Origin of the sequence: Nocardia sp. NPDC005745 (genome assembly GCF_040630775.1) — a bacterium.
In the GTDB taxonomy this organism is placed as follows: domain Bacteria; phylum Actinomycetota; class Actinomycetes; order Mycobacteriales; family Mycobacteriaceae; genus Nocardia.
Genome location: NZ_JBEXYF010000002.1, coordinates 156,850 through 170,995, shown reverse-complemented (window position 1 = coordinate 170,995; position 14,146 = coordinate 156,850). Strand labels below are relative to the sequence as shown.

Sequence of the window (14,146 nt, the reverse complement as noted above, 5' to 3'; positions counted from 1 at the left end):
TGTCCGACCGCCTGGAGCCCTTTCGATGACGATGTCCCCGTCCTCCGCGCACAGCCACGCGCCGCATGGTTCGCCGATCGATACCGACGGCCCGCGGATCCCTTTGTACTCCGCCGAATTCGCCGCGGATCCGCACGCTGCGTATCGCGAGATGAGGGCTCGATACGGCTCGCTGGCGCCGGTGGAACTGGCGCCTGATTTACCGGCGACCTTGGTGATCGGCTATCACGCCGCCGTGCGGATCGTGAACGACCCGGAACACTTTCCGGCCGACCCCCGCGCGTGGCAGCAGGACATCGCCGCCGACTGCCCGGTGCTGCCGATGATGCAGTGGCGGCCGAACGCGTTGCGGAATGCCGGGGCCGAGCACGCCCGCTACCGGCAGGCCAACGTCGCGGGGCTGGAGAAGATCGACATGTACGGCTTGCGCGACACGGTCGCGCAGCTGGCGACGCCGCTGATCAACTCGTTCTGTGCGGACGGGTCCGCGGATGTGGTGCGCCAGTATGCTTTTCCGCTCTCCTTCGCGGTGCTGAACGCCATGCTGGGCTGCCCGGCCGAGATCGCCGAGCGCGCCGCCACCGGCATGGCCGCGATCTTCGAGGGTGTCGATGCCGAGCGGGGGAACAAGATGCTCATCGATTCGCTGGGGGAGCTGACCCTGCTGAAACGGGCCGAACCCGGGGACGACATCACCACGCGCATGCTCCGGCACCCGTCCGGGCTCAGCGACACCGAAATGGTGCACCAGCTGGGCACGCTGTACGGCGCGGGCATCGAGCCCCAGCAGAATCTGATCGTCAACACGCTGCTGCTGATCCTCACCGACGAGCGGTTCGGCGGCAGTGTGCTCGGCGGCAGCCTGTCCACCCGGGATGCTCTGGACGAGGTGCTGTTCAACGATCCGCCGATGGCGAACTTCTGCTTCAGCTTCCCGAAGCAGCCGATCCTCATCGACGACGTCTGGTTGCCCGCTCATCAACCGGTCGTGATCAGCATCGCCGCCTGCAACACCGATCCCGCGATCCGCGCCGGACAATTCGCGGGCAATCGTGCCCATCTCGCGTTCGGCGGGGGTCCGCACGCGTGTCCGGCGAATTCGCTGGCCTACCTGATCGCCCAGGACGCGATCGATCAACTGCTCGACGCCCTGCCGGAGATCCGCCTCGCGGTAGAGCCCGGTGAACTGACCTGGCGGCCGGGCCCGTTCCATCGAGCGCTGACCGCTCTGCCGATCGTCTTCCCGGAGTCTCCGCCGTTGCCGCTGCTGTGAGCCGTGGGCAACCACCGGACGCGGCGAGCGCGAGGTGTTTCATTCGCTCGAACTTGTAAGTTAGGCTCGCCGAACTTATCATCTCTGTGCATGAAGGTTCGGCTCCGCAGCGTGCTCGCTCGGTCTCCGCGTCGATGGGTGGCGGCAATGGCGGCGGGCGCCATGGCAGGCGCCCTCACCGGCTGCGCCGCGCCGGAGGCGGACGCCGACGACCGGCCGGTGGTGCTCACCACGTTCACGGTGCTCGCGGACATCGCCAGGAACGTGGCGGGCGAGCACTTGACCGTGGAGTCGATCACCAAGGCGGGTGCGGAGATCCACGGCTACGAGCCGACACCGGGCGACATCAAGAAGGCGTCCAAAGCGGATCTCATCCTGGACAACGGATTGAATCTGGAGGCGTGGTTCGCCCAGTTCGTCTCCGACCTGCGGGTGAAGCACGTCGTGGTGAGCGAGGGCGTCGCCGCGCTGCCGATCCGCGAGGACGCCTACCAGGGCAAACCGAACCCGCACGCGTGGATGTCGCCGCACAACGCCCAGATCTACGTCGACAACATGGTTCGCGCGTTCGGTGAACTCGCACCTGCTCACGCGGCATATTTCCGCGCCAACGCGGAGCGGTACAAGTCCGAGCTGCGCAAGGTGCACGACGAATTGACCGGCACCTTGAACGCCCTACCGCCGAACGAGCGCGCTCTGGTCACGTGCGAGGGCGCCTTCTCCTACCTGGCCCGCGACGCCGGACTCACCGAGAAGTACATCTGGGCGGTCAATGCCGAGCAGCAGGCCACGCCCCAGCAGATCACGTCGGCCATCGACTTCGTCCGAGGTCAGCGGGTGCCTGCGGTGTTCTGTGAGTCCACGGTGTCGGACGCGCCGATGCGCCGGGTGGTCGAAGCCACCGGCGCGGCGTTCGGTGGCGTGCTGTACGTCGATTCGCTGTCGGAGGCAGACGGGCCCGTGCCGACCTACCTGGCGCTGATCAGGCACGACGCGCAGACTATCGGTTCCGCGCTGACGGGCCACCGCCCATGAGCACGCCCGCGATCGAGGTGCGCGGCGTCACCGTCCGCTACGGCGAGGTCCCCGCGCTCGAGAATGTGGACCTGACCGTCGATGCCGGGCGGGTGTGCGGTCTCATCGGGATGAACGGTTCCGGCAAATCCACCTTGTTCAAGACGATCATGGGTCTTGCCCGGCCCGACCGGGGGACGGTGCGGATCGACGGCGGCGCCCCCGTGACGGCGCGCCGTGCGGGGATTCTCGGTTACGTCCCGCAGAGCGAGGACGTCGATTGGACTTTCCCGCTTTCGGTGCGGGATGTGGTGATGACCGGGCGGTACGGGCGGCTCGGTATCACCCGTCGGGCGCGCAGGGCCGATCGGGAAGCCGTCGCGCAGGCGCTGGACCGGGTGGAACTGACCGATCTCGCCGACCGGCAGATCGGCCGGTTGTCCGGCGGGCAGCGCAAGCGCGCCTTCGTCGCGCGCGGGCTGGCGCAGGGCGCGACGGTCCTGCTGCTCGACGAGCCGTTCGCGGGCGTCGACAAGCGTTCGGAGGCCACGATCACCGCGCTGCTGCGCGAGCTCGCCGCCGACGGCGCCACCATCCTGGTGTCGACGCACGATCTGCACGCCCTGCCCGGCCTCGCCGACGAGGCGGTGCTGCTGATGCGGACGGTGCTCGCTCAGGGCAGCCCCGATGCGGTGCTGCGCCCGGAGAACCTGGCCAGGGCGTTCGGCCTGGATGTGATGAACCGGGTGTGAGCCCGGCCGAGTGTGGGACGGACGCATGAGCTGGACCGAAATATTCATCGACCCTTTGCGTTACGAGTTCATGGTGCGTGCGCTGGCCACCACCGTGACAGCGGCGCTGGTGTGCGCGGTGCTGTCCTGCTGGCTGGTGCTGATCGGGTGGTCGCTGATGGGGGACGCCGTCTCGCATGCCGTGCTGCCCGGGGTGGTGCTGGCCTACATCCTCGGGCTGCCGTTCGCGGTGGGCGCGATCGTGTTCGGGTTCCTGGCGGTGGCGTTGATCGGCGTGGTGCGCGACACCAGCCGGATCAAGGAGGACGCCGCCATCGGCATCGTCTTCACGACGCTGTTCGCGTTCGGCTTGGTGCTCGTCTCGGTGACGCCGAGCCAGACCGACCTGAACCACATCGTGTTCGGCAATCTGCTGGGTGTGAGCCGCGCCGAGCTGATCCAGGTGGTGATCCTGGCCGCGATCACCCTCGCCGCGCTCGTCCTCAAACGCCGTGACTTCACCCTGTACGCCTTCGACCCCACGCACGCGCACGCCATCGGCCTCAGCCCCCGGCTGCTCGGCACGGCACTGCTCGGCCTGCTGGCCCTCACCGCCGTGGTCGCCCTGCAAGCGGTCGGCGTCGTCCTCGTGGTCGCCATGCTGATCATCCCGGGCGCGACGGCCTACCTGCTCACCGACCGCTTCGGCCGGATGCTGATCATCGCCCCCACCGTCTCGGTGACCTGTGCGGTGGCGGGTCTGTACCTGAGCTACCACCTGGATACGGCTCCCGGCGGCATGGTCGTGGTGGTCCAGGGACTGTTCTTCACGGCCGTGTACCTGTTCGCACCCCGGCAAGGCGTGCTCGGACGGCGGATCTTCGCGGCACGTCGCGCGGATCCGATGAGCGTTCGAGAATAAGCCGCACCGGTGGTGGACCGCGCTCCGCATGCGCGAAGATGATGTCTCGTGGTGGATTACACGACGATCTTCGATCGGGTCCGCGGTTCTCTGCTGGGCGGAGCAGTGGGGGACGCGCTGGGGTGGCCCATCGAATTCCTGCGGCTGGAGCAGATCCGGCAACGCTACGGCGACGACGGGGTGACGGGCTTCCTGCCGCAGCACGCCGTGGACGCACCGCAGCAGATCACCGACGACACCCAGATGACGCTGTTCACCGCGGAGGGATTGCTGCGGTCGCAGCCGGGCGCCGATCCGGTGCCCGCGCTGCGCCGAGCGTATCTGCGCTGGTTGCAGACCCAGCGTCAAAAGGAGCCGGCGCCGCACGTCGACGGGTGGCTGGCGAGTCTGCCCTTCCTGTACGCGACGCGCGCACCGGGGAACGCGTGTATGTCCGGTCTGAACCAGCAAGCGCGGGGATACCTCGCGCCGGCGCCGCTGGGCGAACCCGGTCCGGTGAACGCGCATTCCAAGGGCTGCGGCACGGTGATGCGGTCCGCGCCGTTCGGGCTGGCCGGTGTGGGGCCGGACCAGGCGTTCAGCACAGCGGCACGGGCCGCGCAGCTGACCCACGGACATCCCACCGGATATCTGGCCGCGGGCGCGTTCGCCGCACTGATCGATCGCGTGGTGACCGGTATCGAGTTGCCGATCGCGGTGCGCGAGACGGTCGACCAGCTTCGGGCCCATCCCGCGAGCGCGGAAACCGTGGAAGCACTGACCCGGGCGGTCGAGTTGTCCGACGGGGCGGTCTCCGCCGAACGGGTGGAGCAGGTCGGCGAGGGGTGGATCGCGGAGGAGTGCCTGGCCATCGCGGTGTATTGCGCTCTGCACGCGGCCAGGACCGGCGATGTGCGCGCGGCGCTGCTGCTGTCGGTGAACCACTCCGGCGACTCCGATTCCACCGGCGCCGTGGCGGGCAATCTGATCGGCGCAGTGCACGGCGTCTCGGGACTGCCGATGGAGTGGGCGGCCGCGGTCGAGGGGCGCGATGTGCTGGTCCGGGTCGCCGACGATCTCGTCATGAACTTCGGTCTCGGCGACCGGGCCGGGCTCGCCCCGCGATACCCCCGCGACGAAGGTCTGTGACGACGATCAGGACGAGGATTCCTCGCGCACCGCGTTCTCCACTCCCGTGCCGTCCGGTCGCCGGCACACCTCGAGCACACGGCCGCGCAGCCAGCGGTGCGCCGCGTCCGCCTCGAACCGGACGTGCCACAGCAACGACACCGTCACCTCGGGAGCGCGAAAGGGCAGGGCGAACGAGTGCATCCCGCGCCGCAGGACCGTGGTGTGGCGCTCCGGAACCGTCGCGACCAGATCCGAGGATCTCGCCAGCGCCAAAGCGGCGCCGAAACCGTCCACGACCGTCACGACCTCCCGCCGGTGTCCGGTGGGGTGCAGAGCCTCGTCGACCAAGCCCTCGTCCAGGCCGCGCCGTGAGACGTGCACGTGCCGCGCGGAGGCATAGCGGGCCGTCGTGATCACCCCCGTGCGCAACGGATGCTCGCTGCGCACCACCCCGATGAACCGGTCGGCGAACAGGAAAGTGCTCGCGATATCCGGAGGCAGCGCGCGCTCGATCACTCCGACCTCCAGGTCGACGTTGCCATCGCGCAAGGGACCGGTGTCCTTCTTCGTCTTCTGCACGAAGCGCAGCCGAACGCCCGGGGCGGCGCGGCCGATCTCGGCCACCAATTCGGGGCCGAACCGCTCCACGAAGCCGTCGCTGCTCCGCACCGTGAAGGTCCTGGCCAGCCCGGCCAGATCCAGCGCGCCGGCCGGTCGCAGCACCTGTTCGGCCTCCCGAACCAGGTCACGCACGCGGTCGCGCAGTTCCACCGCGCGCGGTGTGGGCGTGAGCCCGCGACCCGACCGCACGAGCAGCGGGTCACCGGTGGCCCGGCGCAACCGCGCCAGCTGGCGGCTCATCGCCGACGGGCTGAGCGCGAGCCGTTCGCCCGCCCGGGTGACGCTGCCCTCCTCGAGCAGGACATCCAGAGTGATCAGCAAGTTCAGATCGGGCCGAGCCATGCGCACACGATCGCACAAGCTCGTTCGTGACATGGCGCTCGGTGCACAATCGGCTTTCCATTTGTGCGCCTTCCGCCAGGTGAGGGCGGGACCTAGCGTCCAAGGGGACACCCCCGATCGAAGAGGTCATCGTCGTGAAACCAGCGCAACCACCCGTGCGGACATCGCCCGTTCAGCCTGCGCCCCGGCCGCTGCTCGCGCTTTCGCTGTCGATGCTGCTGCCGTCGCTGAGCATCAGCATCGCCAATGTCGCGCTGCCCACCATGGCGGTGGCGTTCGGCGCTTCCTTCCACCAGGTGCAGTGGGTGGTGATCGCCTATCTGCTGGCCACCACGTCGCTGATCGTCGGCGCGGGCAGGCTCGGTGACATCACAGGTAGACGACGGCTGCTGCTCGTCGGCATCGGCGTGTTCACCGGCGCGACGCTGCTGTGCGGTCTCGCCCCGACCCTGGCCGTCCTGGTCGCGGCTCGGGCGCTGCAAGGAGTCGGCGCCGCGTGCATGATGGCGCTGACCATGGCCCTCGTCGGCGAAACCGTCCCGAAGGACCGCACCGGCCGCGCCATGGGTCTGCTCGGGACGATGTCGGCGGTGGGCACCGCGCTGGGTCCCTCGCTCGGCGGAATCCTCGTCGCCGCCTTCGGCTGGCGCGCCATCTTCCTGGTCATCGTGCCGCTCGGGCTGCTCACGATCACCCTGTCGAACCGCGCGCTGACCGTGTCCGCGCCGGAGAAGAAACCGGGGCGGTCGCGTTTCGACATCCTGGGCACGTTGTTGCTGGCTCTCACCCTGGGCGCCTACGCCACGGCCATGACGATCGACGGGAGGTTCGGCCCGCTCGGTATCGGGTTGCTCGGTGCGTGCGCGGTGTGCCTCGGTCTGTTCGTCGTGGCCGAGCGCCGGGCCGACGCCCCGCTGCTCACCTTCGGCCTGTTCCGCGACCCCGTCCTCTCCGCCGGTCTGGCGACGAGCGCCTTGGTCTCGACCGTCGTCATGACCACCCTTGTCCTGGGCCCCTTTCATCTCGCCCGTGCCCTGCATCTCGCTCCCGCCGTTGTCGGGTTGGTGATGTCGGCCGGTCCGGCGGTGTCCGCCCTCACCGGTGTGCCCGCGGGGCGCGCCACCGATCGCTTCGGCGCCGGGCCGATGGTGGTGCTCGGGCTCGGCGCCGTGATCGGCGGCACGACCTCGCTCGCGATGCTGCCCACCACCGCCGGGGTCATCGGATACGTGCTGCCGCTGATGATCACGACCTGCGGCTACGCGCTGTTCCAGGCGGCCAACAACACGTTGGTCATGAACGACGTCGCGCCGCACCAGCGCGGCCTGGTGTCGGGCATGCTGAACCTTTCCCGCAACCTGGGCCTCATCACCGGAGCCTCGGTCATGGGAGCGGTCTTCGCCTTCGCGGTCGGCGCGAGCGATGTCACCGTCGCCGCGCCGGAGCAGGTGGCACGTGGTACGCAGTGGACCTTCGCCGTCGCGGCGCTTCTCGTCACCTGCGGTCTGGCGATGGTTCTGGCGGTCCGGATGCGCAGCCCTCGTCGGCCCTCGGACGCCGGAAGGCTCGACGGCGGGCATCGAGACCGCCGCGAATAACGCTGTCGGACGATGTTGCCCGCCCTCGGATTCCGGGCGTGACGGGGTTCGGCCTCGCGTGCTGTCCGGCAAGACGGGCGTCGTCGGGGCTCCGCCCTGTGGGTAGCAGGGGGAGCGCTCGACGGCTCGAGAGAATCCCTATGCGCCCAGTGCGGGGGCCAGGTGCGGCCAGGAGTCGTGCAGGTCGGTCTCGAATTGTCCCCAAGTGTGCGAGCCCTCCGAGCGGTTGACGTGAATCGCCGGTAGCCCGAGTTCCTCGAGACGGTCGGCGAAGGCCGCCGTGCAGGAACTCGCGATCGCCTCGATCGGGGGGAAGGGCAGGCCGCGATCTATCGCGCCCGGAGTGCCCGAAGCGGCGGACAAGAAGATGGTTTTCCCGGCCAGCGCACTCGCATTGGCGAAAGCGTCGTGTGCCTGCCAGAGCGCGTCGCCCGGCGATCCCCACATGTTGCCCGGGTTGCCCCCGCCACGGATGACCTGCGCGGTGACCATCGCCGCGCCCGCGGCGTCCGCGGCCCACGGGCACCCGCTGTAGGCCGCGACGGCGTCGTACACCTCGGGCGCCTGGATCGCGAGGTCGATCGCGGAGCCTGCGCTCATCGACACCCCGGCGATCGCGTTGCGTCCGGTCGTCCCGAGTTCGGCGTCGAGGGTCGGCGGAAGTTCCCGGGTCAGATAGGTCTGCCACCGGTTTCGTCCGACCGCCGGATCGTCGGCGCGCCAGTCGGTGTACATGCTGAACGCGCCACCGACCGGCATCACCACATTGACTCGCTTGTCGGCGAAGAACTCACGCACGTCCGTGTCGTCCCACCACGAGATCCCGTCCACCCCACCGCCGATACCGGTGAGCAGATACAGCGTGGGCGCCGGACCGCCCCCCGCCGCACGGATCACCCGATTGGTGACCACCCGATCCATGGACGGCGAATAGACATCGATCTGCGATACCGCGCCGCCGAGCGGAACCTGCCCGACCACGTGCGCGCGCGCCGCCTCGGCTGCGGCGGGCTGTACGGCGAAGACGGACACTGCGACAGCGGTCGCCAGCGCGCTGACGAGCACGCCCAAATACTTAGAAGCACTCACTAGTTTGTTGTACCCATCCGCGGCCACGGCATTCATTGCGCCGTAACGTCTCTCGCTCATCCGGGAGTCGAAACGTCACCAAGGCAATGCTTTTCGATGACGCGTCAATCGATGGTGCCTCCCGCTAGGTATGGCGCTGTGCCGTCAGGCCACCGTGTTCTCCGGAGCGCTCCCTGCGGAAAGGCCGTGGTCACGGTCACCTCGCCGGCTGGACCGCAGGGCACCGGCCGCCCACAGCGCCGCGCCGATGTACAGCGCCTGCTCCGGAATGCGTGCCCACAGCGGTGTCGCGGGTGCGCCGTTGAACGGGATGTCGGAGACGGCTGCGTAGATGTTGGCGGGCAGCATCACGACGAACAGGGCCGTGAGCCCCAGCCCCGCGGCCCGGCGGGTGCGGGTGCGGAACAGGGCCGCCGCGCCGAGCAGTTCCAGGACGCCGGTCAGGTAGACCATCGCGCCGGGGAACGGCACGACCGGCGGCACCATCGGGAGCAGATCGCCGTGGGTGGGAACGGGAGAGTCGGCGAACGCCTCCGGCAGGAAATGCGTTGTGCCGGTCATGATCAGCATCACGCCGAGGGCGTAGGCGGCGCAGGTGGGCCAGGCGGCGAACCGGCGCGCCCCGAGGGCCCCCGCCGTGCGCAACGCGAGCAGGGTGGTCAGCAGAACGATGAGGGTTTCCATCATGCCTCCATGGGGACGGTCCGGCCGGGCGCCGGGGTCGTGGTGAATCGGATGAGCAGGTAGAGCAGGACGCCGAGCGGCGCGAAGAGGATGGTGAGCACGAGCAGCGGGCTGATCAGCAGCGATGGCAGGCCGCGGGTGCGGCTGTCGGAGAAGATCCAGCGCCCGAGGAACAGGTCGAAGGCCACGAAGTGCGCCCATGCCGCCGCTGCCCCGGAACTTTCCCCGAGTACCGCCCGCAGGCCGGACAGCTCCGGACGGATCAGCGCCATGGCGAACGCGCCGAACTCGGGCACGACCAGGGCCGCGTAGATGATCAGGGGCGGGAGGCAGATGAGCGGCGAGGCGACGAGCGCGGCGGTCCTCCGCCATGTCGGCGCGAGGATCATCAGTGCCCAGAACGGCGCCGCGAACCAGAAGGTGAGATCGAAGAGCAGTTCCGTCATCGGTTCGCACCTGCCGGAAAGCTTTGCGCCGCAATTTGTTTCGGTCGCAGCGCGGTGGCCGTGAACGCCGTCGCACCGAGAGCGGTCGCAGCGAAAGCCGCCAGGGTGGCCGCGTCGGGATGGACCACCGACTGCCCGCGCAGCGCCTGCCAGGTCAGCACCGTGAGCACCGCCGCGTAGGTCGCCGCGGCGGTTACGACGAGCGTTCGCCTGGTCCGCGCCGGGCGCAAGGCCGGGATCCGCCGCGAACCGTACTCGAGGGCGAGCAGCACCAGCGGAATCACCTGCAAGGCGTGCATTCCGAGAAAATGGGGGATACGCAGATCACCGCCCGCCGTGCTCCAGCCGAGCGGGGGCAGTCCGGGGCCGCCGTCGGCAAGCCCGACGGTGTGGGCGCCGCTGATCGAACCGCCCGCCGCTCGCTGCTCGGGCGTGGCCCGCACCATCAGCACCCCCAATGCGGCGCCCGCGAGCGAGAGCGCGGCGCCGCACCGAATCGCCGCGTTGCGGGCCGGGTCGGCAGCCGGGTCGGCGAACAACGCCGCCGACGCGATGAGGGTGGCGATCCAGACCACCACGATGGACGAACCCATGACGTTCCACAGCGCCGCGTTCAACGGCGTCGTGAAATTGAAGTGGCTGGTCGTCCCCCGCACGATCTGGGTGGTGATGACGATCAGTTCCACGGCCAGGCCGAGCGCCGCCACCGTCCCCGCCCACCATGCGATGCGCCGCCATCGAGTGAGCTGGGCGAACAACCACGCCCAGGTCACGGCGTAGATCAGCACCGAAAGGGCGAACTTGGCGGATTTGGCCCAGATCGGCAACCCGGTCAGGGTGCGGTCGTCGATGATCATTCCCCCGATCGACCAGACGACCAGCAGCGCCATCGCCACGGCGAGCAGCATCAGCGGCCGATGCCAGGAGAGTGCGGGGAAACGCTGTAAGAGGGCGGTCACGACACGTAGACCTTTCAGGAACTCAAACTATCGATAGTTCTACTATCAGTAACAATTATGGATAGCTGTACTATCAGCTGTCAACAAGCCGACCCAGTCCGAGGAGTCCGATGCGGATCGCCGAGCTCAGCCGCGCCAGCGGCGTCCCCTCCGCGACGATCAAGTACTACGTGCGCGAGGGGCTCTTGCCCTCCGGTGTGCGAACCCATCGCAATCAGGCCGAATACAGCGATGCCCACGTCAGCAGGCTGCGGCTGATCCGGGCGCTGGTGGACATCGGCGGTGTGTCCATCGAAGCGGCGAAGGAACTGCTCGCGGCGCTCGACAGCGGCAGCCTGTCGGCGCGGGAGTCGCTCGGCCATGTGCAGTATGCGCTGGGCGGGCGCAGGTCGCAGGTCGGTGACGAGCAGCGGGAGGCCGCCGCGGAGGACGTCGCGGCACTGCTGGACCGGCGCGGCTGGCGGATCCATGACGACAGCCCGGCGCGCGGCACCCTCGTGGACGTCTGCGCCGCCCTGCGCATGCTCGGCCACGACGACGTGGTCGCCGCGATGGACGACTACGCGGGCGCGGGCGAAGCCATCGCCGCCACGGATATCGCCCTGGTCCGCAACCAACCCGGCCTGGAACGGATGACCGAAACCGCCATCGTCGGAACGATTCTGGGCGACACCCTGCTCGCCGCGCTGCGCAGGCTGGCGCAGGAGCATCTCTCCAGCACGCTGCTGCCGCCGGAAGACGACGCGGACCGCGCCGCCGGCGAGGTTTAGCCCGGCCTTCGCGCGGCATGCCGGAAAGAGGACCGACCCGAGTCGAAAGGAGAGTCGCTCATGACCGGTCAGTTGGATGGAACGCGCGTGCTGATCATCACCTCGAACACGGGGGTGGAGCGGGACGAACTGCTGGTGCCGCGCGACGAACTGCGCAAGCGCGGCGCGCGGGTCACCCATGCCGCGCCGAAGCGGGAAGAGGTGCAGACGTATCAGCACGACACGGAGAAAGACGCCGTCGTGCAACCGGATACGTCGTTACACGAAGTGTCGGTGGACGATTTCGACGTGCTCGTCGTGCCCGGCGGCACGGTGAACGCGGACAAGTTGCGGGTCACCGACCGGGCGATCGAATTGGCCAAGGAGTTCGCTGGCGCGGGCAAGCCGATCGCCGCGATCTGTCACGGCCCCTGGCTGCTGGTGAACGCCGAGCTGGTGCCGGGTAAGACACTGACCTCGTACTTCTCGCTTCGTGCCGACATCGTCAACGCGGGCGCCGACTGGGTCGACGAAGCGGCGGTGCGCTCCACCGAGGGCGGGTGGACGCTGCTCACCTCGCGTAACCCGGGTGATCTCCCCGATTTCGTGCACGCCATCACGCGCGAAGTGGTCCCTGCCGCACGGTGACCGGACGATCTCGCGACGTTCCGGTTCAGTTGCCCGGCAGTGGTTTTCGCGGGTCGATCGCGATGCCGAGGTCGCGCAGGCGGTTGTCGATGAGCAACCAGCACTCGGTGGTCAGGCGGTCGACGAGGGCGGTCTCGGTGGTGTCGTGGTGCTCCAGCCACCAGCGCACCGAGGCGTCGACCAAGCCGAGCAGTGCGACCACCACCCGGTCCGCGGCCAGCGGGTCGGCCCCGAAATCCGGCAGGTAGCGTGCCGCCGCCGCGGAGATCTCGGCGGCGAAAGCGCTTCCGCCGACGCGCGGCTCGTTGCGGCCGCGCCGGTAGTCGCGTCCGACGAGGAAGCGATAGAGATTGGGATGCTCGGCGGCCCACCGCACGTGCTGGGCCAAAGGCGCGCGGATGATGTCCAGCGGTGTGCCGTCCACGGCCAGTTGCGCGCGAATTCGTTCGGTGAGATCCCGGTGCGCGTGCCGGGCGACCGCGAGGTCGAGTTCCTCTTTGCTGGCGAAGTGCCGGTAGACGTGCGTGCGGGCCAATCCGGCCCGATCGGCGATCCGGCCTGTGAGCGCGTGCGGGCCGTCCTCCTCGATCGCCGCGATCGCGGCTCGCACGATGGCGCGGCGACGCTCGTCCCGGCCTGGCCGGTTGCTGGTGGACCGTCGTGCGTCGGCGGTGTCCACCCAGGGTTGTCGTGCCACGCGGCTCAGCGTATCCGCCGTCCGATCGAGTGGTACACCTTGTACCCGGCAGTCGATTGGTACACACTGTACCCGTAACTGTCAGTATCAGACTTTCGCGAGGACACACCCGATGACGACCTACCGGTCCGCCTGGCTCGACGACGACCTGGACGCCCTGCGCGAGCTCGCCCGCTCGTTCTTCGCGAAGGAGTTGACGCCGAACATCGACAAGTTCATCGAGCAGCACCACGTCGACCGTGACTTCTGGACCAAGGCGGGCGCGCTCGGCCTACTGTGCGCGTCGATCCCGGAGGAGTACGGCGGGGGCGGCGGCACCTTCGCGCACGAGGCCGTGCTCATCGAAGAGCAGGCCAAGGCGTTCGACACCTCGTGGGGCGCCACGCTGCACAGCGGCATCGTCGCGCACTACCTGCTGCACTACGGCACCGAAGAGCAGAAGCGGCAGTGGCTGCCGAAGATGGCCAGCGGTGAGGTCGTCGGCGCGATCGCCATGACCGAGCCCGGCACGGGGTCGGATTTGCAGAACGTGAAGACCAAGGCGATCCGCGATGGCGACGAGTATGTGGTGAACGGCTCCAAGACCTTCATCACCAACGGCAGCCAGGCCGACCTCATCATCGTGGTCGCCAAGACCGACACCAGCGAGGGCGCGGGCGGCATCTCGCTGGTTCTGGTCGAGGCCGACCGGCCGGGCTTCCGGCGCGGCCGGGTGCTGGACAAGGTGGGTCAGAAGGGGCAGGACACCTCCGAGCTGTTCTTCGAGGACGTCCGGGTTCCGGTGTCGAACCTGCTCGGCACGCAGGAAGGCCAGGGCTTCGTCCAGCTGATGCAGCAGCTCCCGCAGGAGCGGCTGATCATCGCCGTCGGGTCGGTGGCCGGGATGGAGGCCGCGCTGGAGGTGACGCTGCGCTACACGAAGGAGCGGCACGCCTTCGGCAAGCCGCTGTTCGCGTTCCAGAACACCAAGTTCACCCTCGCCGAGGCGGCCACCGAGACCCGGGTGGCCCGCGTCTTCCTGGACGACTGCATCGCGCGGCATCTGCGCGGGGAACTGGACATCCCGACCGTCGCCATGGCCAAGTGGTGGACTACCGACCGCGCCATGTCGGTGGCCGACGACTGCCTCCAGCTGCACGGCGGCTACGGCTACATGACCGAATATCCGATCTCCCGGATGTGGACCGACAGCCGGGTGCAGAAGATCTACGGCGGCACCAACGAGATCATGAAGGAGATCATCGCCCGTAGCCTCTGATCGGG

15 protein-coding genes are annotated in these 14,146 nt (G+C 68.8%); 9 read left to right on the top strand and 6 right to left on the bottom strand.

Going from position 1 to position 14,146, the window contains the following annotated elements:
* The first annotated feature begins 25 nt into the window (after positions 1-25).
* The 5 genes from ABZ420_RS03700 (at position 26) to ABZ420_RS03680 (ending at position 5,068) form a co-directional block, all read left to right on the top strand.
* Positions 26-1,273, top strand: a complete 1,248-nt coding sequence (locus ABZ420_RS03700) for a cytochrome P450 (protein WP_357116741.1) — start codon at positions 26-28, stop codon at positions 1,271-1,273.
* Between the two features lie 162 nt (positions 1,274-1,435).
* Positions 1,436-2,308 carry a metal ABC transporter substrate-binding protein gene (locus ABZ420_RS03695; protein WP_357116983.1) on the top strand — a complete coding sequence of 291 codons (873 nt, stop codon included), beginning with the start codon at positions 1,436-1,438 and terminating at the stop codon, positions 2,306-2,308.
* The gene (locus ABZ420_RS03690; RefSeq protein ID WP_357116739.1) at positions 2,305-3,039 is read left to right on the top strand and encodes a metal ABC transporter ATP-binding protein; all 735 of its coding nucleotides are present in this window, start codon (positions 2,305-2,307) and stop codon (positions 3,037-3,039) included. The genes ABZ420_RS03695 and ABZ420_RS03690 overlap by 4 nt, the downstream gene beginning before the upstream one ends.
* Positions 3,040-3,064: 25 nt before the next feature.
* Positions 3,065-3,940, top strand: a complete 876-nt coding sequence (locus ABZ420_RS03685; RefSeq protein ID WP_357116737.1) for a metal ABC transporter permease — start codon at positions 3,065-3,067, stop codon at positions 3,938-3,940.
* 48 nt (positions 3,941-3,988) lie between these two features.
* A complete protein-coding gene (locus tag ABZ420_RS03680) occupies positions 3,989-5,068 on the top strand; it encodes an ADP-ribosylglycohydrolase family protein (RefSeq protein ID WP_357116735.1) in 1,080 nt (359 codons plus the stop codon).
* Positions 5,069-5,074: 6 nt separating this feature from the next.
* On the opposite strand, the gene ABZ420_RS03675 is transcribed toward ABZ420_RS03680, so the two are convergent.
* The gene (locus ABZ420_RS03675; RefSeq protein WP_357116733.1) at positions 5,075-6,013 is read right to left on the bottom strand and encodes a LysR family transcriptional regulator; all 939 of its coding nucleotides are present in this window, start codon (positions 6,011-6,013) and stop codon (positions 5,075-5,077) included.
* 134 nt (positions 6,014-6,147) lie between these two features.
* Between ABZ420_RS03675 and ABZ420_RS03670 the strand changes: the two genes are divergently transcribed.
* Positions 6,148-7,611, top strand: coding sequence for an MFS transporter (locus ABZ420_RS03670; protein ID WP_357116731.1), 1,464 nt, complete (start codon positions 6,148-6,150; stop codon positions 7,609-7,611).
* 138 nt (positions 7,612-7,749) lie between these two features.
* On the opposite strand, the gene ABZ420_RS03665 is transcribed toward ABZ420_RS03670, so the two are convergent.
* From ABZ420_RS03665 to ABZ420_RS03650, 4 genes are all read right to left on the bottom strand, one after another.
* Entirely contained in the window at positions 7,750-8,700 is a 951-nt protein-coding gene (locus ABZ420_RS03665) for an alpha/beta hydrolase family protein (protein WP_357116729.1), read from the bottom strand.
* A 144-nt stretch (positions 8,701-8,844) separates the two neighbouring features.
* Positions 8,845-9,387 carry a hypothetical protein gene (locus tag ABZ420_RS03660; protein ID WP_357116727.1) on the bottom strand — a complete coding sequence of 181 codons (543 nt, stop codon included), beginning with the start codon at positions 9,385-9,387 and terminating at the stop codon, positions 8,845-8,847.
* Positions 9,384-9,830: an ABA4-like family protein gene (locus ABZ420_RS03655; RefSeq protein ID WP_357116725.1), complete on the bottom strand. Its 447-nt coding sequence runs from the start codon at positions 9,828-9,830 to the stop codon at positions 9,384-9,386. Before ABZ420_RS03655 ends, ABZ420_RS03660 begins: the two co-directional genes overlap by 4 nt.
* Entirely contained in the window at positions 9,827-10,789 is a 963-nt protein-coding gene (locus ABZ420_RS03650) for a hypothetical protein (RefSeq protein ID WP_357116723.1), read from the bottom strand. The genes ABZ420_RS03655 and ABZ420_RS03650 overlap by 4 nt, the downstream gene beginning before the upstream one ends.
* A gap of 110 nt (positions 10,790-10,899) precedes the next feature.
* Between ABZ420_RS03650 and ABZ420_RS03645 the strand changes: the two genes are divergently transcribed.
* On the top strand, positions 10,900-11,559 hold the full coding sequence (locus ABZ420_RS03645; RefSeq protein WP_357116721.1) for a MerR family transcriptional regulator: 660 nt from the start codon (positions 10,900-10,902) through the stop codon (positions 11,557-11,559).
* A 60-nt stretch (positions 11,560-11,619) separates the two neighbouring features.
* Complete coding sequence (locus ABZ420_RS03640; RefSeq protein ID WP_357116719.1) at positions 11,620-12,186, top strand: type 1 glutamine amidotransferase domain-containing protein; 567 nt, start codon at positions 11,620-11,622, stop codon at positions 12,184-12,186.
* 25 nt (positions 12,187-12,211) lie between these two features.
* On the opposite strand, the gene ABZ420_RS03635 is transcribed toward ABZ420_RS03640, so the two are convergent.
* Positions 12,212-12,883 (bottom strand): TetR/AcrR family transcriptional regulator, encoded by a 672-nt coding sequence (locus ABZ420_RS03635; RefSeq protein WP_357116717.1) that lies wholly within the window; start codon positions 12,881-12,883, stop codon positions 12,212-12,214.
* A 112-nt stretch (positions 12,884-12,995) separates the two neighbouring features.
* Here ABZ420_RS03635 and ABZ420_RS03630 point away from each other — a divergent pair, with 112 nt between their 5' ends.
* Positions 12,996-14,141: an acyl-CoA dehydrogenase family protein gene (locus tag ABZ420_RS03630; protein ID WP_357116715.1), complete on the top strand. Its 1,146-nt coding sequence runs from the start codon at positions 12,996-12,998 to the stop codon at positions 14,139-14,141.
* The last annotated feature ends 5 nt before the right edge of the window (positions 14,142-14,146 follow it).